Source organism: Acidimicrobiia bacterium (genome assembly GCA_040902765.1).
Classification (GTDB): Bacteria; Actinomycetota; Acidimicrobiia; order Spongiisociales; family UBA11373; genus DATKBG01.
Map to the genome: position 1 here is coordinate 24248 of JBBDWO010000005.1, position 19297 is coordinate 43544.

The following is a 19297-nucleotide window of genomic DNA, read 5'->3' on the forward strand; positions in this document are numbered from 1 at the left end:
TCGCGCCACCGCCATACTCTGCGGGTGATGCTGTACCTCGACCATGCTGCGGCGACCCCCCTGCGTGCTGAAGCACGCGGGGCGATGGAGCCGTACCTCGACGCCGATTTCGGCAACCCGTCGGGGATCCACGGCGTCAGCCGGCGGGCCAAGGACGCCGTCGAGGCAGCTCGGGAGCAGGTGGCGGACCTCCTGGGCGCGGAGCATCCCCTCGACGTCGTCTTCACCGGTGGCGGCACCGAGTCGGTCAACCTCGGCGTCTGGGGGCCGCTGCTCGCCGCCGGCCCCGGCCATCGACTGGTCACCAGCGCCATCGAGCACGAGGCCGTACTCGCCGGAATCGGTCCCATGCGTCGCCTCGGCTTCGAAGCGACGGTGGTCGGCGTCGACTGGCCCGGCGTCGTGGAGCCCTCGGAGGTGGCGACGGGGGTGGACTCTCGGACCGTGGTCGTGTCGGTGATGGCCGCGAACAACGAGACCGGGGTGGTGCAGCCGGTGGCGAAGATCGCCGAAGCCGTGCGGTCGGTCCGCGAGAACGTGCTCCTTCACACCGATGCGGTTCAGGCGGTGGTCGGCGTTCAGGCGGATCTGGCGTCGCTCGGGGTGGACATGCTCTCGCTCTCCGGCCACAAGATCGGCGGACCCAAGGGGGTGGGGGTGCTGATCGCGCCCCGCCGGGTGACATTGGGACCCATCATCCACGGCGGCGGTCAGGAATTGGGCCGACGATCGGGGACCCACCACGTGGCCGGCATCGTTGGTCTGGCCGCCGCCCTCGCCGCTGCCGTCGCCGATGCCGCGGAGTTTCGTCGTCGGATCGGGGCGGAGCGGGATCGATTCGAGCATGCCCTGTCCGGGCGGGTGCCCGACGCCGAGGTGACCGGCGTCGGCGCCGAGCGCCTCATCCAGCACAGTCATGTGCGCTTTCCCGGGGTTCCAGCAGAGACCCTGCTCATCCGCCTCGATGCCTCCGGAGTGGCTGCTTCGTCCGGCTCGGCGTGTCAGAGCGGAGCGACCAAGCCGTCGCACGTGCTGACGGCCCTGGGTATGTCGGAGCCGGCGGCGCGCCAGTGCGTCCGGTTCACGTTCGGCCACACGACCGCCGACGGGGACGGTGGGCGCGCCGCTGCGGTCGTCGCCGAAGCGGTCGAGGCGCTGCGATGAAGGTCCTGGTGGCGATGTCGGGTGGGGTCGACTCCAGCGTCGCCGCCGCCCTGATGATCAAAGCCGGCCACGACGTCGTCGGTGTCACCCTCAAGCAGTGGGAGGAGGCGGACGGGAGCCTCCCGACCTCCGGGTGCTGCACCGTCGGCGACGCCGAGGACGCCCGGCGGGTTGCCTCGCTGCTGGACATCCCGTACTACGTCCTCGACTACGTCGACGTGTTCCGCGAGCGGGTGGTCGACGAGTTCGGGCGCGCCTACCTGGAGGGAAGGACTCCGAACCCGTGCATCGAGTGCAATCGTCGGGTGCGGTTCGGTGCCCTGCTCGATCGCGTCGAACAGCTCGGATGCGACCTCCTCGCCACCGGCCATCACGCTCGCGTCGTCGAACGCGACGGTCGATTCGCCCTGATGCGTGGTCGCGATGGTGCCAAGGACCAGTCGTACGTGCTTCACATGCTCGGACAGGCGGAGCTGGCATCGATCCGCCTCCCCATCGGCGAGCTCACCAAGGCCGAGGTCCGAGCGCATGCCGATCGCCTGGGTCTGCGCACGGCGGCCAAGCCGGACAGCCAGGACCTGTGCTTCGTCGGCGGTGACTACCGCGACTTCCTCCGGACACACTTTCCGGGTGCCGCTCGCCCCGGCGCCATCGTCGACCTCGACGGAACCGTCGTTGGTGAGCACCGCGGTATCGCCGACTTCACCATCGGCCAGCGTCGCGGGCTCGGCGTCGCTGCCGGCGAGCCGCGCTACGTGGTGGCGACCGATCCTTCGACCTCGACGGTGACCATCGGCCCCCGCCGCTCCCTGGAGGCGGTCGAGGCGAGGGTGAGCGGCGTCACCTTCGTGGCCGGCCGCGAACCCGGCGACGGCACGACTGCTGGTGTCAAGGTGCGGTACCGATCGCCGGCTGCCCCGGCAACACTGCGGCGCGACGGTGACGGTTGGGTGGTCCGCTTCGACCAGCCGCAGCTGGCCATCGCTCCCGGGCAGGCCGCGGTGTTCTACGACGGCGACGAGGTCCTCGGCGGCGGGACCATCGAGGAAGCGGCATGAGCGGACCGGCTGAGAGGATCGCCGAGCTGCGACGGGAGATCAGCCGACATGCCGAGTCCTATCACACCCGTGATGAGCCCGAGATCTCGGATGCCGACTACGACGCCCTGGTAGCCGAGCTCATGGCGCTCGAGGAGCAATACCCGGACCTGGCGGTCGCCGACTCACCCTCCCTGGCCATCGGCGCGGCGCCGTCGGCGCTCTTCGCCCCGGTCGAGCATCGGGTACGCATGTTCTCGCTGGACAACGCCGACGCCATCGAGAAGGTAGAGGCCTGGGAGAGCCGCCTGGTGCGCCAGCTGGGCCGTCCAGCCTCGGGGTACGCCTGTGAGCTCAAGGTGGACGGGCTGGCGGTCAACCTCACCTACGAGGACGGCGAGTTCGTGCGTGGCGCGACCCGCGGTGACGGTGTGGTGGGCGAGGAGATCACTGCCAACCTCGAGACCGTAGGGGCCGTGCCCCGCCGACTCACCGGCTCTGACGTCCCCTCGGTCCTCGAGGTCCGGGGCGAGGTGTATATGCCCCAGGAGGCCTTCGACGCTCTCAACCGCGCTCAGGCCGATGCCGGCGATCGCCTCTACGTGAACCCGCGCAATGCCGCCGCCGGTTCGCTCCGGCAGAAGGACCCTGCGGTCACCGCCTCGCGCCAGCTGTCGATGTGGGTGTATCAGCTGGCACTGGTCGACGGTGTCGCCGCCGCCGAGACCCACTCGGCCAGCCTCGCCTGGTTGGCCGAGCACGGATTCCCCGTCAATCCAGAGTCGCGGGCGGTCGGGTCGCTCGACGAGGTTCGCCAATACCTGCAAGCAGCGGAGGCGGGTCGTCATGACCTCGGTTACCAGACCGACGGCGTCGTCGTGAAGGTGGATGCTCTGGCCGAGCAGGCCGAGCTGGGGTTCACCGCGAGGAGTCCACGCTGGGCGATCGCCTACAAGTTCCCACCGGAAGAGCGCACCACGCGGCTGCTGCGCATCGAGGTCAACGTCGGGCGGACCGGGGCGGTCACTCCCTATGCGGTGATGGAGCCCGTGTTCGTCGGGGGAGCCACCGTCACCAACGCCACCCTGCACAACCAGGACGAGGTGGCCCGCAAGGACCTGCGGGTCGGGGATCTGGTAGTGGTTCGGCGCGCCGGAGACGTCATCCCCGAGGTGGTGGCTCCGGTGGTCTCGGTGCGGACCGGCAGGGAGAAGAAGTGGTCGATGCCGAGCATCTGTCCGTTCTGTCGGAATCCGATCGTCCGAGAGGACGGCCAGGCGGTCGCCCGGTGCACCGGCGGCTTCTCCTGTCCGAGCCGACTCCGCGAGCATCTCGCCCATTTCGCCGGTCGCAGTGGGATGGACATCGAGGGTCTCGGCTTCATGACCATCGACCTCCTGTTGACCGAGGACCTGGTGTCCGATGCTGCCGATCTGTTCGTCCTCGAACCCGACGCCCTCCTCGGCCGGGAGGGTTGGGGGGAGACTTCGGTGGGCAACCTGATGCGGTCCATCGACGCCGCCCGGGACCGCCCGCTGGGGCGGGTGTTGACCGCGCTCGGGATCCCGCTGGTCGGTGGAACCGTGGCCCGGGTCCTTGCCCGTCGCTTCCGTTCGATCAAGCGGTTGATGAGCGCCGGACCCGAGGAACTCGCCGATATGGAGGGGATCGGCCCGGAGATCGTCCGATCGCTGACCGAGTGGTTCGCCGACGACGCCAACCGGCAGCTGGTGGAGAAGCTGACGGCAGCCGGGGTGAGGCTGGAGGACCCGGAGCCCGAAGGAGTGGACACCGGGTTGCTGGCCGGCGTCACGGCGGTCCTGACCGGCACGTTGCCCGGTATCAGTCGGGACGAGGCGAAGGCGGCGATCGAGGATCGTGGCGGCAAGGTGACCGGGTCGGTGTCGTCGCGGACCACGGTGGTCGTGGCCGGGGAGTCGCCCGGCTCGAAGCTGGCGAAGGCCGAAGAACTCGGTGTGCCGGTGATCGACGAGGCCGGGCTGAGGCGGCTACTGGACGAGGGACCTTCCACGCTCAACGCATAACGCTCAACGCAGGAACGCTCTGGCGTTGAGCGTGGAACTCACCGCATCACCCCCAATCTCGGCTCTACGCGTGTACCGTTGCCGGAGGTTTTCTGCAGGAGAGCGATGCTCGAAGCAACAGTTGGGGCGACGCCGATCGGGCGCGCATGGCTCTGACCGACGGGTGGCGCGGACCCCGCGCCGTGACGACCGGATGGTCGGTGGTGTGGACCCGCGGGGACGGGTGCGCCGAACTGGCGGAACTCCTCGCCGCCGGTGAGCCGAAGGCCGCCGACTCGGATCTCCGGGACGCGTGCATCCGTGCCCGAGCCGACCTGCTGGTGGCGAAGAGGCTGACGTCGTTCGACCTGGTCGGCACCGCGGTACCCGTCGACTTCGACCCGACGCGGGCCACCGAGGTGGTCGCCGCGGTGGGCGGTGGCCCCCACTCGGCGTTCGCGGCGCGGATCGCCGAACGGCTCGCCGCCGTCCTCGACGTGCCCGGGTCCCTGGTCTACGGGTCGGCCACCGACGACCGTGACGGCGCCGCCGAGCGGACCCTCGCCGGCCTCGGCCTGGTCGTCCCCCACCTCCCCGGCCGGGTCGAGCGCGTCGAGTCGGCCCGGGCGCTGGTGGCATCGCTGCCGCCGACCGCGCTGGTCGTCGTGGGTGCCGCTGGTGGGTCGTGGCTGCAACGCCAGTTCTTCGGGCCGGGGAAGCAACTGGTGGTGGGAGCGCCCGGCGGGGCTGTGGTGGCCCGCAGTGCACCGGATCGGTGCTTCCAGCGGATGTCGGAGCCGGAGGCGGTAGGGGTTCACATGCTGGTGCGCGACGTCCTCGGGGTGATGACCGCTGCCTCTGTGCCGGTCGTCGACGATGGGGTGCTGATCGGCGTGGTTCGCAAGCGCGCCCTCATCGGCGCCGATCCGGCGTCACCGGTAGGCCCTCTCGTGGAGGATCCGGTGTTCGTGGCGGTCGACGATCCGGTGGATGCAGTCGCGGAGATGATCGAACATCTCGATCATGGCCCGGTCCCGGTCGTGGACCACGACGGAAGACTCGTCGGTCTGATCTGAGGTGGCGCAGCCCGTAGGTGATCCGGTCCCTTCGGTGACAGCCACCGGCTCGCCCACCGAGGTGCTGGTGGGGCCGACGACGACGCTGCGTAGACCCACCCCGGGTATCGACGCGCTCACTCTCCATCCGCTGACGCACGGCTCACCGGAGGCCGAGGCCACCTGGACCTACCTGGGCTATGGCCCCTGGCCCACGGTGGAGGCGATGACCGCCTGGATGGACCGATGCCGGACGTCGACCAACCCGTGGTGGTACACGATCACCGGCGAGACCACCGAACCGCTGGGGATGGCGGCCTTCCTCAACCGCAGTGAGCCCGACCGTCGGGTCGAGGTGGGCCACATCTGGTACGCGCCGACGGCGCAGCGGACCCACGCCAACACGGAGGCGATCCTGCTCATGGGCACCCACGCCTTCGCCACGCTCGGATGTCGGAGACTCGAGTGGAAGTGTGACGCGCTCAACGAGCCGTCACGCGTGGCGGCCGAACGCCTGGGGTTCACTTTCGAAGGAGTCTTCCGGAATCACATGATCGTGAAGGGCCGAAACCGTGACACGGCCTGGTACTCGATCACGGATGCCGAGTGGCCACGGGTGGAGCAGGCAATGCGCCTGTGGCTCTACGAGGAGCCTCGGGACCGTCGCGGCCGTCAGACGCGGTCGCTGGCCGAGGTTCGCGCCTCGCTCAGCTGACCCGGAATTCCCACGAGAACCCGCCCGGGTCCGGCGGTCCTCCTGCGACCCGATCCCAGGTGATCTCGATCGTGTGCTCGCCGGGCTCCCACCCCTCGATGACCCGCCCCGGGGCCGGCCGCCATCGGAATTGGCCGATCTCCGGAGTGACGCTGATCTCGCTCTCGGGAATCCCCACGCCGTCGACGGTGAGGGTGATCTCGTATCCGACCGGCAGGTTGATCTCGAGTCCCACCTGGCTCAACACCATGTCGTTCGGATGCGGATACACCGATCGCAGGGCACCGGGCAGTTCTAACGGGTCGCCGTCGGTGTCGAGGACGGCGAGCGTCACCACCAGCGCGGCCAGCGCCAGGCCGAGCCCGATCATGAGGCGACGAAAAGCAGCCGGAGACACAGGGGGAAGGTAGTTGGTTTGTGGGCGACGCTTAACGCTCAACGCTCAACGCTCAACGCCAGAAGGATCGAGCCGGTCTTGCGTTGAGCGTTAAGCGTTGAACGTCTGCGGCACGCTCCACGCCCAACGCGAAAGTGCGGTGCGGGTCTTGCGTTGAGCGTTAGGCGTTTGCTGGACGCGCACCACCGCGACCGCTGCACTCCCCACGCCGCGCGCCCGGTAACGTCTCCCCATGCACACCAACCCGGTGCTGGTCGCGCTCGGTGCTTATCCGATCGCCGAGTTGCAGTCGCTCGCCCGGAAGATGCGGGAGGCAGGCGAGCCCCTCATCGACTTCTCGATAGGGGATCCCACCGAGCCGACCCCCGAGTTCATCAGGGAGACGGCGCGAGCCGCCATTCCCGAGGTGTCCCAGTACCCGACCGTGCGCGGTCTCGCCTCGTTGCGAACGGCGATCGCCGACTACGTCGGGCGTCGCTTTGGTGTCGAGATCGATCCGAACACCCAGGTGATCCCGACGTCGGGCTCGAAGGAGGCGATCTTTACGACGCCCCTCGCCTTCATCGACCGCGATGCCGGTGATGCCGGTGGGTATGCGACGCCGGGCTATCCGATCCACGACCGCGGCCTCCGGTTCGCCGGAGCCGTTCCCATCGGCATCGAGCTGTCCGGCGATTTCGTCCTGCGGCCCGGAGACGTGCCCACATGGGATCGGATGCGGCTCCTGTGGACGTGCTCACCGCACAACCCCACGGGCGCCGTCGCCGGTCTCGATGACCTGCGGGCGCTCTACGAGGCGTGCCGCCAGCGCGGCGTGCTGGTGCTGTCCGACGAGCCGTACACCGACATATACGGGGACGACGTACCCCATTCGATGCTTGAGGTGACCGGTCCGGGCACTCCAGGGGTGCTCTCCTTCTTTTCGTGTAGCAAGCGGTCGGGGATGACCGGGTATCGGAGTGGGGCCATCGTCGGCGACGCCGAAGCGATCGCCGCTGTCGCCGTCATGCGGTCGTCGGTCGGTGTCGGGTCGGCGGAGTTCATCCAGGCGGCGGCGACCGCGGCGTGGTCCGACGACGGGCACGTCGCCGAACGCCGGGCGATCTTCGATGCAAAGCGGCGAGCGCTCCGGGAGCCGCTCGAAGCCGCGGGTATCGAGGTCGTCGGGTCGGAGGCCGGTATCTATCTGTGGGTTCGGGTCGAGGACGACGAGGTGGCCGCCAAGCAGCTGCTCGAAGCGGGCATCCTGGTGTCGCCCGGTCGGGCGTTTGGCCCAGGTGGGGAGGGCTACCTCCGGTTCGCCCTGGTGCCGGGGGCCGACGAGTGCGCCAAGGCTGCGAAGGTGGTGGTGTCGTGTCTGATGCCCGCGCGCTGATCGACGCCGCCTTCGACGACCTCGATCGGCTCGGTGAAGCGACCGAGGCGGTTCGCTCGACCATCGCCGCCCTCGACCGTGGCGAGGTGCGCGTCGCCGAGAAGGGCCCCGACGGGTGGGCGGTCAACGAGTGGGTGAAACGGGCGATCCTCCTTTACTTCAGAGTCGCCGGGCTCGAGACCTGGCAGGTGGGGCCGTTCGAGTTCCACGACAAGGTCCCGCTCAAGAGCGGCCTCGCTGCGGCCGGAGTACGGGTGGTACCGCCCGGGACGGTCCGGTACGGCGCCTTCTGCGAGCCGGGCGTCGTCGTCATGCCCGGCTACGTCAACATCGGTGCTCGTGTCGGGTCGGGCACGCTGGTCGACACCTGGGCGACGGTCGGATCGTGCGCCCAGATCGGCAAGGACGTCCACCTGTCCGGTGGCGTCGGCATCGGCGGGGTGCTCGAGCCGCCGTCGGCGCGGCCCGTGATCGTGGAGGACGGCGCCTTCATCGGCAGCAGGTCGATCCTGGTCGAAGGCGTGCTCATCGAGGAGGGAGCGGTACTCGGGGCCAACACCACGATCACCGCGTCCACGCCCATCATCGACGTCACCGGGTCCGAGCCCGTGGAGTACCGGGGCAGGGTCCCGGCGAGGTCGGTGGTCATCCCGGGAACCCGCCCCAAGGCATTCCCGGCCGGGACCTACGAATTGCCGTGTGCTCTGATCATCGGCCAGCGGTCCAAGTCGACCGACCTGAAGACCAGCCTCAACGACGCACTGAGGGTGTTCGAGGTACCGGTGTGAGCCTCGCCGACGACCTCGTCCGGCTCATCGACATCTCGTCGCCCACCGGACACGAGGACGCTCTTCGCGACGCCATCGCCAACCGACTCGGAGCGGGGGACCTGCCGGTGCGACCGATCGGGCGTTCGGTGGTGGTCGGGGCGGCGAGCGGCAAGCCTGTTGTCTCGCTCTACGGGCACCTCGACACGGTCCCCGCCCAGGGCAATCTGCCGGCCCGGATCGAAGGGGACCGGGTGTTCGGCCTGGGCGCCTCTGACATGAAGGCGGGCCTGGTGGTGATGGTGGCCCTGCTCGAGGACCCCGAGGTGCAGAGCGGACCGTTCGACGTGATCGGTGTCTTCTACGACGGCGAAGAAGGCCCCGCCGACGGCAACGGGCTGGAGGCGGTCCTCGATGCGGTGGACGACCTGAGTACCTCCGAATTCGCCGTCGTCATGGAACCGACGGACGGCGAGCTGCAGCTCGGGTGCCAGGGGATGCTCAACGCACGCGTCGAGTTCCACGGCCGTGCCGCTCACAGCGCCCGCCCGTGGCTGGGGGAGAACGCCATCTCCAAGGCGGGGGCGTGGTTGGAGGCGATGCATGAGCTCCAGCACCAGCCGGTCGAGGTCGAGGGTCTGCAGTTCAACGAGACCTATGCGGTGACCATGGCCGAGGGCGGCGTCGCCAACAACGTCCTGCCCGCCCGGTTTGCAGTCAACGTCAACCACCGATTCCCGCCCGACCGCACCATGGCCGAGGCCGAGGCGCGACTGCTCGACGTGTGTGCCGGCGCCGACGAGGTGACCATCATGGACCGCGCTCCGGCCGCTGGGATCCCCGCCGGCAATCCGCATCTCGATCGGCTGCGGGGGCTGGTGGATGTGGTCGCCGCAAAGACCGCCTGGACCGATGTAGCCCGCCTCACCGAACGAGGCATACCGGCGGTCAACTACGGCCCCGGCGAGGTAGCCCTCGCTCACACCGCGGAGGAGTCGGTTGCGGTGGGCGCCCTGGATGAGGCCTTTGAGGTGATGAGACAGTTCCTCAGCTATTAGCTATTGGCTCTTAGCCATTGGCCAGAGGGTCTGGCAGTTCTTCGGTCTGGCTAATCGCTAATCGCTAATCGCCAATTGCCAATTGCTCATCAGAGTCGGGTAACGGGTAACGGGCAACAGGTAACCTCCCCCTATGCCCGTCGAGATCGACATCGCCCGTGTGGCGCGCCTGGCGCGGATCGCCCTCACCGACGAGGAACTCGAGCACTACGGCGCTCAGCTGACCGGGATCCTCGAGCATGCCTCCACCGTCCAGGGTCTGCCCACTGAGGGCGTGGAACCCACCGCCCACCCGCTGGGCATGGTCAACGGGTGGCGCGACGACGAGCCCGGAGCGACCCTGGACCGCGACGAGGTGCTCGCCGCCGCTCCCGACCACGAGGACGGGTACTTCCGTGTCCCGCCGTTTCTCGACGAATGACCGATCCCGCCGATCTCACTATCGCCGACGCCGGGGCGCGCCTGCGTGCTGGCGAGCTGACCGCCGTCGACCTGCTCGACGCCGTTCGTCGGCGGGCGTCGATGACCGAGGCGATCCTCCACGCCTATCTGACCATCGACCACGCCGGGGCCTCGGAGGCGGCCGCCGAGGCCGACGCCGCGCTGGCGAGGGGCGAGGATCGTGGCCCGCTGCACGGCATCCCGGTGGCGTTGAAGGACAACATGGTCACCAGGGGGGTGGAGACGACGGCGTCGTCGCGGATCCTCGCCGGGTGGGTGCCGCCCTACGACGCCACCGTGGTCCAGCGGCTCCGGGCCGCGGGCGCCGTGATTTACGGCAAGACCAACCTGGACGAGTTCGCCATGGGGTCCTCCACCGAGAACTCGGCTTACGGGACCAGCCGCAACCCGTGGGATCCGGACCGCGTTCCGGGAGGGAGCAGCGGCGGGTCGGCGGCCGCCGTCGCCGTCGGGTCGGCGTTCGGCGCCCTCGGGTCCGACACCGGCGGCTCGATCCGGCAGCCGGCCGCGCTGTGCGGGGTGGTCGGGATGAAGCCCACCTACGGATTGGTGAGTCGCTACGGGCTGATCGCCTTCGCCTCGTCGCTCGACCAGATCGGACCACTCGGTCGAACCGTCGAGGACGCGGCCATGCTGTTCGAAGCCATCACCGGGTACGACCCGTTCGACGCCACGTCGAGTCCCGGACCGGTCCCGGCGGTTCGCGCCTCTCTCGACGGAGGGGTCGACGGTCTGCGCATCGGCGTACTCTCCGAGCTGGCGAGCGAGGGCGTCGAGCCTTCGGTCGCCGCCGCCTTCCACGACACCCTCGACCGTCTCGGCGCCGCCGGGGCCACCATCGAGGAGGTGTCGCTGCCGACCACCAAGCACGCGTTGAGCGCGTACTACCTGATCGCTCCCGCCGAGTGCTCCGCCAACCTGGCTCGCTTCGACGGCGTGCGCTACGGCCCCCGTATCGACGGTCCCAATGTGGAGCAGATGATGGCGGCGACCCGTCGCGACGGCTTCGGCCCCGAAGTGACCCGACGGATCCTGCTCGGCACCTATGCGCTGTCGGCCGGCTACTACGACGCCTTCTACGGGCAGGCGCAGCGGGTGCGGACGCTGGTGGTGCGTGAGTTCGCCGCTGCCTACGAGCGCTTCGACGCGCTGGTGACGCCGACCAGTCCGACGACCGCCTTTCCCGTTGGTGCCCGGGCCGACGACCCGCTGGCGATGTACCTGAGCGACGTGTGCACCATCCCCTCCAACCTCTCTGGCGACCCGGCCATCTCGGTTCCGGTGGGCCTCGACGAGTCTGGTCTGCCCATCGGGTTCCAGGTGCTCGGGCCAGCGCTCGGTGACGACACGGTGTTTCGGGTGGCGCGCACCGTCGAGTCGCTGGTCGGATTCGCAGCCCGTCCCGCGTTGGCGACGTCGGAGGGGGCGGTGTGACCTACGAGGCCGTCATCGGGATCGAGACGCACGTCGAACTGCGTACCCGCTCGAAGATGTTCTGTCGGTGCCCCGTCGACTTCGGAGCCGAGCCGAACACCAACGTGTGCCCAGTGTGCCTGGGCCTTCCCGGCGCGCTGCCGGTACCGAACCGCCAGGCAATCGAGTGGACAATCGCTCTGGGCAGCGCCCTCGGTGCCACCATCGCCACCAACTCGGTGTTCCACCGCAAGAACTACTTCTACGCCGACCTGCCGAAGAACTATCAGATCTCGCAGTACGACGTCCCCTTGTGCGTCGGAGGACATCTGGATGTCGACGTGGACGGCACCACTGCCCGCGTGGGGATCACCCGGGTGCATCTGGAGGAGGACACCGGTAAGAGCAGCCACCTCGGCGGTGACGGCCGCATTCACGGCGCCGATGCGGTCCGTATCGACTTCAACCGCAGTGGCATCCCCCTCATGGAGGTGGTGAGCGAGCCCGACATCCGATCCCCGGAGGTGGCGCGGGCCTACGCCCAGGAGTTGCAGTCGATCGTGATCGCCCTCGGCGTTTCCGACGCCCGTCTGGAGGAGGGCAGCATGCGATTCGACGCCAACGTGTCGCTGCGGCCGCAAGGAGCCGAAGCCCTCGGGACCAAGGTCGAGGTCAAGAACATGAACTCGATGCGCTCGTTGCAGCGAGCCCTCGCCTATGAGATCGACCGACAGACGAAGCTGCTCGACAGCGGGGGGAGTGTCGCCCAGGAGACCCGGCACTGGGACGAAGCCAACGGCCGCACCGACCCGGGGCGCAGCAAAGAGGAGTCGAGCGACTACCGCTACTTCCAGGAGCCCGACCTCCTCCCGCTCGAGATCCCGGACGAGATGATCGACGGATTGGTGGGCGCCCTCCCGGAGCTCCCGACCGTCCGTAGGGGCCGACTCACCGAACTCGGGGTGGATCCGGCCTCGGCGCAGACCATCGTGTCCGGCGACCTGACCGGGCTCCTCGACGACGCGGTCGCTGCCGGCGCCGATGCCCGTGCCGCCGGCATCTGGCTCGCCGGCGAGGTGATCGCCCACCTCAACCGGCACGGTGGCGATGCGACGTTGCTCCATCTCGACGGGCCCGGCCTCGCCGAACTGTGTGCCATGGTCGCCGCCGCAGAGCTTTCGGCCACCGCCGCCAAGGAGGTGCTGGCCGGGGTGTTCGCCGGAGAGGGGTCTCCGCGTGCCGTGGCCGAAGCGCGCGACCTGATGCAGGTGTCCGATGAGGCAGCGCTCGGCGCGGTGGTGGAGGCGGTCCTGGCCGAGCACGCCGAGGAGGTGGCTCGGCTGCGGGACGGCGAGGACCGGCTGGTCGGGTTCCTCGTCGGCAAGGTTATGGCGGCCTCGGGGGGGAAGGCTGACCCGGCCCTCGCCTCCGAGCTGATCCGCCGATTCGCCGCGTCGTGACCGGGCCAGCCGCGGTCGTCTTCGACTGCGACGGGGTCCTCGCCGACTCCGAACCCCACTCGGTGGCCGCCTGGCTGGTGGTCCTCCGAGCCCTCGGACATCCCGGGACCGAGTCGGACGTCGAGGCGTGCACCGGTCTGGGATTCGGCCCGACCTGGGAGCGCCTCAGCGACCTCGTACCGCTCCCGTCGCGGGCCGAGGTGTGGGCTCTGCTGATCGCGGCGCTCGAGGCGAGGTTCATCGATCCCGGGCTCGACCGCTTCCCCGACGCTGCGGCCGTGCTCAATCGGTGCCTGGCCGAGTCGGTGCCCGTCGCCGTCGTGTCGGCGAGTCCCCGCCAGCGTCTCGATCTGACCCTCCGGCATGTCGGACTCGACGGAGTGTTCGCGGTGTTGGTCTCCGGCGACGACGTGCAGCACGGCAAGCCGGCGTCCGACGCCTACGTACTTGCCGCCGAAGGACTCGGGGTCGACCCCGCAGCATGCGTGGTGGTCGAGGACAGCCCGACGGGAGTAGCCGCCGGACTCGCCGCCGGTGCCCGCGTCGTCGCCGTCGTCCGCGACGAGGCTCTGCGCGACGCGCTCGAGTCCTCCGGAGCGGTAGTGGTCGACCGCGTCACGAGCGAGGCCGTTGGACTCTAAGGCCTTGTCCTCGCCCCTCGCCGGGCAGTGCCCCGGCAAGCCGGTAGCCGGTAGCCGGTAGCCGGTGACCGGTAACCTCGCCACATGCACTACCTCGTCACGGGAGTGACCGGCTACCTGGGCGGGTACGTGACCGCCGACCTCCTTCGGCTGGGTCACGATGTGACCGCCCTGGTGCCGACTCGGTCGGATGCCGTAGAACTGGCGGCGATGGGCGTCTGGCCGGCCATCGGGTCGGTCACCGATGAGGCTTCGTTGCGCCGGGCGATGCACGGTGTCGATGGTGTGTTCCATGTCGCCGGTCACCGCATCGGATTCCACGACCGACGCACCGCCGAGACGATCAACGTGGATGGCACCCGAAACGTGCTCTCGGCCGCGCGCTGGGCGGGGGTCCCCCGCGTCGTCTACACGGGCACGCTCGCCGTGTTCTCCGACACGAGGGGAGTCCTCGTCGACGAGGCGTACCGGCACACGGGGAGACACCTCACTGTCTACGACCGCATCAAGGCACGCACCTTCGACGAGGTGGTGCGGCCGGAGATGGAGTCGGGGGCGCCGGTCATCGCGCTCCTCGCCGGAGCGGTCTACGGCCCGCGTGACTCGAGCCGCATGGCATCGGTCCTGGGTCGCTACCTGCGTGGCCGGGTGCGGTTTGTCAACGGGGACACCGCCTACTGCTGGGCCCATGTGGAGGACATGGCGCGAATCCATGTGGTGGCCATGGAGCGGGCAACCCCGGGGCAGAGTTACATCGTGGGCGGTGAGCCTCGGAGCGTTCGTGACGTCCTCGCCCTCGCCGGCGCGCTGGTGGGTCGGATCGGTGCGCCGATGTCGGTCCCTGCCTGGGTGTCGCGGGTGCCCGCAGCGGTGCTCGGGGGGCTATCCCGGGTGATTCCCCGCCTCCGACCCACCGCCGAGCGCATACGGCTGGCAACCGGCGTCACCTACCTCGGAAGCGACGAGAAGGCGCGGCGCGAACTGGGGTGGGATCCCCGCTCTCTCGAGGATGGCCTCCCCGAAGCGATGGAGTCGCTGCTGCGCGACATGGTGGAGGCGTGAGAGGCGCGCTTCGCGGTGCGCAATTCGCGATTCGCGAGACTCGACCCAGATCTGGATTGCGAATTGCGAATTGCGAATTGCGCTTCTCTGGTAAAAAGACGAGCCGCTAGTTCTCCTGGAGGATCGTTGTCTGACGCCGCACCCGACCGTCTCACCCAGGCCGAGGACGAAGCTCGCGCCGGTACGGTCTCTAACATCGCCTACGTGCTCGATCTCGACCTCGAGGCCGGGGCGAAGACCTTCCGCGGTGACGTCACCATCTCCTTTCGTCACCACGGCGGCGACACCTTCCTCGAGTGGGTCGGCGGCACGATCGATCTCATGGAGATCAACGGGAAGCCGGTAGAGCCCGACTGGGACGGCTCCCGGATCGCCCTTCCCGCGGCGGCCCTCCAGGAGGACACCACCCTCCGCATCTCCTACCAGCGGGCCTACGACCACACCGGCGAGGGATTCCACCAGTTCGTCGACCCCGCCGACGGGTCCGAGTACCTGTACACGCAGTTCGAGCCCTACTCGGCTCATCGCCTCCTGCCGTGCTTCGACCAGCCCGACCTCAAGGCCACTTACGAGCTGACCGTGACCGCACCCGCGGCCTGGCTGGTGACCACCGCCGGCAAGGAGCTGGGGCGCGAGGCGATGCCCGACGGTCGCTCGCGTCGCGTGTTCGAGCGGACCGTGCCCTTCTCGACGTACCTGCTTTCGGTGGTGGCCGGCGATTACGGGTCGGTGTACGACGAGCACGATGGCATCCAGCTCGGTCTGCACGCCCGCAAGTCGCTGATGCCCCATCTCGACTCGGATCCGCTGTTCGCCCTGAGCAAGCGGGGCATCGACTTCTTCGGTGAGTTGTTCGCCGAGCCCTATCCCTTCGGCAAGTACGACCAGGTGTTCGTTCCCGAGTTCAACTGGGGCGGCATGGAGAACGTGGCCAACATCACCTACACCGACACCGTAGTGTTCCGTGACCCGCCTACCGACGACCAGCTGGTGCGTCGTGCCGAGTACTTCATGCACGAGCTCGCTCACATGTGGTTCGGCGACCTGGTGACCCTCAAGTGGTGGAACGACCTGTGGCTCAACGAGTCGTTCGCTTCTTACGTCGCTTACCTGGCCCTCGACTCGTTCGACGGGCAGTACTCGACGATCTGGCTGGACTTCAACTTCCGGATGAAGGTGTGGGCGTATCGCGAGGATCACCTGCCCACCACCCATCGGATCGCCGACGACGTGCCGTCCACCGATGAGACCTTTCTCAACTTCGACGGAATCACCTACGGCAAGGGCGCCTCGGTGCTCCGGCAGCTGGTCTACACCATCGGGGAGGACGCATTCCGCGACGGGCTACGCACCTACTTCGCCCGCCACCGGTTCGGCAACGCCACGCTCGCCGACTTCCTGCGAGCCCTCCAGGAGGGGAGTGGTGTGGATCTCCTGGCGTGGTCGGAGCCCTGGCTGCGTACTCCGTCGCTGAACACGCTGTCGGTGTCGTGGGAGGAGGAGGACGGGGTCGTCACGTCGATGATGATGACCCAGGAGGCGCCGGACGACCATCCCACCCTGCGTCCCCACACCACCGGGCTGCTGCTCATCGACGCCGCCGGGAACCAGCGCGTCCTGCGCGTCCAGATCGACGGGCCGACCGCCGACATCGCCGAAGCCGTCGGCCTGCCAACACCCGTCTTCGCCTACCCGAACGCCGACGACCACGCGTACGCCCGTCTTCAGCTCGACCCGCTGACGATCGACTACGCCAAGGAACACCTGAGCGGGTTCGACAGGCCTCTGCTCCGGCATCAGCTGTGGGCCACGCTGTGGGGTTCCGTGCGGGACCAGCGGTTGTCCTCACTCGACTACGTGGATCTGATCACCGAGCATCTCGGCGACGAGGAGTCGCTCGCCATCGTGCAGATGGTGACGGCGACGGCCGCGGCGACGATCGGGCGGTTCTTGCCCGAGGATCGGATCGATGTGGCTGCTGCCCGGTTCGTGGCCTTTGCCGACGATGCCATGCAGCACTCCCTCGGCACCGACCGCGCCGTTCTGTGGGCACGCGCCCTCATCTCGCTGGCGCACTCGGAGGCTGACGCCCGTCGGGCCGCCGAGATCGTGGACGACCCCCCGAAGGGGCTGAGCATCGACCAGGAGATGCGATGGGCCGTGGCGGTGCGCTGGTCGGCTTTGGGGCTCGCCGGCGCTGCCGAACGCCTCGCCGCGGAGCGCGAGAGGGATCCGTCGGACCGCGGTGACCGGGCGATGGCTGCCGCGGAAGCGGCCCGGCCCGATGCTGGAGTGAAGGCGGATGTCTGGCAGCGGCTTCACGGTGACGGATACGCCTCGCTGCAGCTGGCGAGCGCCGCGGCGGGAGGCTTCTGGCAGCGTTCGCAGCGCGAGTTGCTCGAGGAGTTCGTGGGCCCCTTCTTCGAGGGCCTGCCCGGCGTCATTGCCGAGCGGGAGCCCGAAGCAGCTCGCGCCTACTTCCGGACCACTTTTCCCGGCCACCGGGTCGACGACGGCATGCGGGACCTGATCGCCGGCGTCCTGGGTCGGCACGATCTCGGATCGATGCTGCGGCGCATGCTCACCGAGGCCGATGACGAGCTGGCGCGGGCGCTCAAGTGCCGGGAGTTTGCCAAGCGCAATTAGCAATTCGCGATTCGCGATTCGCAAGATGGGCTGGGGGGGCCGATCACCTCGGTAGGGCTTCTTGGCTGTCTGGGCGAATTGCGAATAGCGAATTGCGAATCGCTACTCCTGGACTCCACACACACTCGACAGGGGATCCAGGCCGAGCAGCGGCAACGAGACCTCTGGGGGCTGATTGATCGCTATGTCGACTCGCGCTCGGATGAGTTCGACGTTGGGAACGCCGTATCCCTCGATGGTGTGTGAGATGTAGGACAGGCCCGTGCCGGCCAGGTCCGGCGCACCGGGCATGATCCGGAGGGCGGCCATTCGGGAGGTGTCGACCTTGCCCACCAGCTCGATGAAGTCGGGGATCATCGCCATCGGGATGTCGGTGAGGACGCTCCGCTGGATGGCAGGAACCAGTGACGGGAACGCCCGCAGCAGTGACACCGGGTCGGCGGTGCGAGCCAGCGCCTCGAGCACGCACCGCTGCCGGGCCATGCGGTCGTAGTCGTCCGATCCCCGGCGGGTCCTGGCGAAGGCGAGCGCCTCCCGTCCGTCCATGTGATAGGTGCCTGGGTTGAAGACCAGGGTGACGTAGGTGCCGTCCGGGTGGGGGTACTGCTCGTCGCGCATGGATCGGGTGACGGTGATGTCGACGCCCCCGAGGGCATCGATGATGTCGACGAACCCCTGCAGGTTGACGAAGGCGAAGTAGTCGATCTCGAGCCCGAGCAGGTTCCCCAGGATCACCTTCGACGCCTCGCCCCCGGCGTTCGGAGCGTCGAACAGCTCCGGGTTGTCCCTACCCCAGGCGTAGACGGCCCACACCAGGTAGTTGGGGTTACCGAACAGGCCACCGGGCCACTGCGAGGCTGCCGCGTGCTCCGGGGGGATCGGGATGTGGATGATGTTGCGCGGGATCCCGAACATGGCGGCGTGGCCGGTTTGGGGGTCGACCGACACCACGATCATCGTGTCGGTGCGATCGCCCCGTCGGCCGAGGCCGGCGTCGCTCCCCAGCAGCAGGATGTTGACTCGTTCTTTCCCGGCGAAGGGGCCGGGCAGGGTCGTTGTCGTGTCGGGTGGGAGGGTGGTCGACGTGGTCGAGGCTCCCGGAACCGTGGTCGGAGGCGCCGTCGATGTGGTCGTCGGCTGATCGGGATCTGTGACAAAGTCGTAGGTCAGCAGGTCGTGGAGCGCGAGGTTGCGCTGGCCCGCCCAGGCGTGCGGCACCGTGGTGAGGACCAGGATCGCGGCCAGGGCCCCGGCCATCAGCGCGCTGCTGGCGGTTCCGGGGCGGCGAGGTGTCTGCTCGCGGGCCAGCACGTACGCATCCACCACCGCCGCTGCTCGGAACATGAGGAGCACGATGTTGACGACGAGGAGTACAAGCAGCAGGTCCGGGCTGCGGAAGAACGGTCGCGACAGGTCGAGGGCGAGGCCGAGACCGCCCACGAAGAAGATGAGGAGGAGCAGGATGGTGGCGGGTACGGCGACCAGGGCGGTCACGGCCAGGTAGCCCCATGCCCGTCGTCGGTGTCCTGCGTACCACTGGCCCGCACCGGGGATGAGGGCAGAGAGGATGGCGGCGACGAGGGGGCGGGGGGTTGGCCGTGCCGGCGGCGGATCGAACCGTGCCAGGCGGGAGGTCATCGCCGGTCAGCATACGGTCGAGCCAGGACTGTGCATGAGGGTCGAAAGTCCCTCGAATCGGGTGCCTCGGCCCTAGCCTGCGCCGGTGCTCGCCATTCGTCTCGCCATCGGAGCCGGCTCGGGACTCCTCGTCGCCGGGTTGTCGCGCGCCGGGGAGATCACCGATCAGGTACGGGCCAACCCGGAACTCCAGCGACTCCTGATCGGTGTCGGAGTCGTCACCGCCGCCATCTTCGTGTTCGGCATCCTCAGGCACGCCGTCAGGGCGGCGGTGATCGGCGGGATCCTGTGTGTCGTGGTCTGGCTCTGGTACTTCAACATCCGCTGACTCAGGGGGTGCGCGAATAGGCTCGCCCCGGGATCAGGTTTCGGCTTGTGGCAAG

At 68.8% G+C, this 19297-nt stretch carries 17 protein-coding genes; 15 read left to right on the forward strand and 2 right to left on the reverse strand.

The window, feature by feature from the left end; genetic code table 11:
• Positions 1 to 27: 27 nt before the first annotated feature.
• The 5 genes from WEA29_01960 (at position 28) to WEA29_01980 (ending at position 5995) form a co-directional block, all read left to right on the forward strand.
• Positions 28 to 1164, forward strand: coding sequence for a cysteine desulfurase family protein (locus WEA29_01960; GenBank protein ID MEX2322520.1), 1137 nt, complete (start codon positions 28 to 30; stop codon positions 1162 to 1164).
• The gene (gene mnmA / locus WEA29_01965; protein ID MEX2322521.1) at positions 1161 to 2222 is read left to right on the forward strand and encodes a tRNA 2-thiouridine(34) synthase MnmA; all 1062 of its coding nucleotides are present in this window, start codon (positions 1161 to 1163) and stop codon (positions 2220 to 2222) included. Before WEA29_01960 ends, mnmA begins: the two co-directional genes overlap by 4 nt.
• Positions 2219 to 4246 (forward strand): NAD-dependent DNA ligase LigA, encoded by a 2028-nt coding sequence (ligA, locus tag WEA29_01970; GenBank protein MEX2322522.1) that lies wholly within the window; start codon positions 2219 to 2221, stop codon positions 4244 to 4246. The genes mnmA and ligA overlap by 4 nt, the downstream gene beginning before the upstream one ends.
• 146 nt (positions 4247 to 4392) lie before the next feature.
• On the forward strand, positions 4393 to 5301 hold the full coding sequence (locus WEA29_01975) for a CBS domain-containing protein (protein MEX2322523.1): 909 nt from the start codon (positions 4393 to 4395) through the stop codon (positions 5299 to 5301).
• A 34-nt stretch (positions 5302 to 5335) separates the two neighbouring features.
• Entirely contained in the window at positions 5336 to 5995 is a 660-nt protein-coding gene (locus WEA29_01980; protein ID MEX2322524.1) for a GNAT family protein, read from the forward strand.
• Here the strand turns inward: WEA29_01980 and WEA29_01985 are convergent.
• On the reverse strand, positions 5988 to 6392 hold the full coding sequence (locus WEA29_01985) for a hypothetical protein (GenBank protein ID MEX2322525.1): 405 nt from the start codon (positions 6390 to 6392) through the stop codon (positions 5988 to 5990). The genes WEA29_01980 and WEA29_01985 overlap by 8 nt on opposite strands.
• 232 nt (positions 6393 to 6624) lie before the next feature.
• Here WEA29_01985 and WEA29_01990 point away from each other — a divergent pair, with 232 nt between their 5' ends.
• The 9 genes from WEA29_01990 (at position 6625) to pepN (ending at position 17276) form a co-directional block, all read left to right on the forward strand.
• Positions 6625 to 7767 carry a pyridoxal phosphate-dependent aminotransferase gene (locus WEA29_01990; protein MEX2322526.1) on the forward strand — a complete coding sequence of 381 codons (1143 nt, stop codon included), beginning with the start codon at positions 6625 to 6627 and terminating at the stop codon, positions 7765 to 7767.
• Entirely contained in the window at positions 7764 to 8555 is a 792-nt protein-coding gene (locus WEA29_01995) for a 2,3,4,5-tetrahydropyridine-2,6-dicarboxylate N-succinyltransferase (GenBank protein MEX2322527.1), read from the forward strand. The genes WEA29_01990 and WEA29_01995 overlap by 4 nt, the downstream gene beginning before the upstream one ends.
• Positions 8552 to 9592 (forward strand): succinyl-diaminopimelate desuccinylase, encoded by a 1041-nt coding sequence (dapE, locus tag WEA29_02000; GenBank protein MEX2322528.1) that lies wholly within the window; start codon positions 8552 to 8554, stop codon positions 9590 to 9592. The genes WEA29_01995 and dapE overlap by 4 nt, the downstream gene beginning before the upstream one ends.
• A 133-nt stretch (positions 9593 to 9725) precedes the next feature.
• The gene (gene gatC / locus WEA29_02005; GenBank protein ID MEX2322529.1) at positions 9726 to 10013 is read left to right on the forward strand and encodes an Asp-tRNA(Asn)/Glu-tRNA(Gln) amidotransferase subunit GatC; all 288 of its coding nucleotides are present in this window, start codon (positions 9726 to 9728) and stop codon (positions 10011 to 10013) included.
• Positions 10010 to 11488, forward strand: coding sequence for an Asp-tRNA(Asn)/Glu-tRNA(Gln) amidotransferase subunit GatA (gene gatA, locus WEA29_02010; protein MEX2322530.1), 1479 nt, complete (start codon positions 10010 to 10012; stop codon positions 11486 to 11488). The genes gatC and gatA overlap by 4 nt, the downstream gene beginning before the upstream one ends.
• The gene (gatB, locus tag WEA29_02015; GenBank protein ID MEX2322531.1) at positions 11485 to 12927 is read left to right on the forward strand and encodes an Asp-tRNA(Asn)/Glu-tRNA(Gln) amidotransferase subunit GatB; all 1443 of its coding nucleotides are present in this window, start codon (positions 11485 to 11487) and stop codon (positions 12925 to 12927) included. Before gatA ends, gatB begins: the two co-directional genes overlap by 4 nt.
• Positions 12924 to 13568 carry an HAD family phosphatase gene (locus tag WEA29_02020; GenBank protein MEX2322532.1) on the forward strand — a complete coding sequence of 215 codons (645 nt, stop codon included), beginning with the start codon at positions 12924 to 12926 and terminating at the stop codon, positions 13566 to 13568. Before gatB ends, WEA29_02020 begins: the two co-directional genes overlap by 4 nt.
• 84 nt (positions 13569 to 13652) lie before the next feature.
• On the forward strand, positions 13653 to 14630 hold the full coding sequence (locus WEA29_02025) for an NAD-dependent epimerase/dehydratase family protein (GenBank protein MEX2322533.1): 978 nt from the start codon (positions 13653 to 13655) through the stop codon (positions 14628 to 14630).
• A gap of 126 nt (positions 14631 to 14756) precedes the next feature.
• The gene (gene pepN, locus WEA29_02030; protein ID MEX2322534.1) at positions 14757 to 17276 is read left to right on the forward strand and encodes an aminopeptidase N; all 2520 of its coding nucleotides are present in this window, start codon (positions 14757 to 14759) and stop codon (positions 17274 to 17276) included.
• 102 nt (positions 17277 to 17378) lie between these two features.
• Here pepN and WEA29_02035 read toward each other — a convergent pair whose 3' ends face one another.
• On the reverse strand, positions 17379 to 18914 hold the full coding sequence (locus tag WEA29_02035) for an LCP family protein (GenBank protein MEX2322535.1): 1536 nt from the start codon (positions 18912 to 18914) through the stop codon (positions 17379 to 17381).
• A gap of 85 nt (positions 18915 to 18999) precedes the next feature.
• Here WEA29_02035 and WEA29_02040 point away from each other — a divergent pair, with 85 nt between their 5' ends.
• Complete coding sequence (locus WEA29_02040) at positions 19000 to 19242, forward strand: hypothetical protein (protein ID MEX2322536.1); 243 nt, start codon at positions 19000 to 19002, stop codon at positions 19240 to 19242.
• Positions 19243 to 19297: the final 55 nt, after the last annotated feature.

Excerpts from the sequence above, each read along its gene's own strand:
- WEA29_01960 (MEX2322520.1), top strand. The coding sequence starts at position 28 with ATGCTGTACCTCGACCATGCTGCGGCGACCCCCCTGCGTGCTGAAGCA.
- mnmA (MEX2322521.1), top strand. The coding sequence starts at position 1,161 with ATGAAGGTCCTGGTGGCGATGTCGGGTGGGGTCGACTCCAGCGTCGCC.
- ligA (MEX2322522.1), top strand. The coding sequence starts at position 2,219 with ATGAGCGGACCGGCTGAGAGGATCGCCGAGCTGCGACGGGAGATCAGC.
- WEA29_01975 (MEX2322523.1), top strand. The coding sequence starts at position 4,393 with ATGGCTCTGACCGACGGGTGGCGCGGACCCCGCGCCGTGACGACCGGA.
- WEA29_01990 (MEX2322526.1), top strand. The coding sequence starts at position 6,625 with ATGCACACCAACCCGGTGCTGGTCGCGCTCGGTGCTTATCCGATCGCC.
- gatC (MEX2322529.1), top strand. The coding sequence starts at position 9,726 with ATGCCCGTCGAGATCGACATCGCCCGTGTGGCGCGCCTGGCGCGGATC.
- gatA (MEX2322530.1), top strand. The coding sequence starts at position 10,010 with ATGACCGATCCCGCCGATCTCACTATCGCCGACGCCGGGGCGCGCCTG.
- WEA29_02025 (MEX2322533.1), top strand. The coding sequence starts at position 13,653 with ATGCACTACCTCGTCACGGGAGTGACCGGCTACCTGGGCGGGTACGTG.
- WEA29_02035 (MEX2322535.1), bottom strand. The coding sequence starts at position 18,914 with ATGACCTCCCGCCTGGCACGGTTCGATCCGCCGCCGGCACGGCCAACC.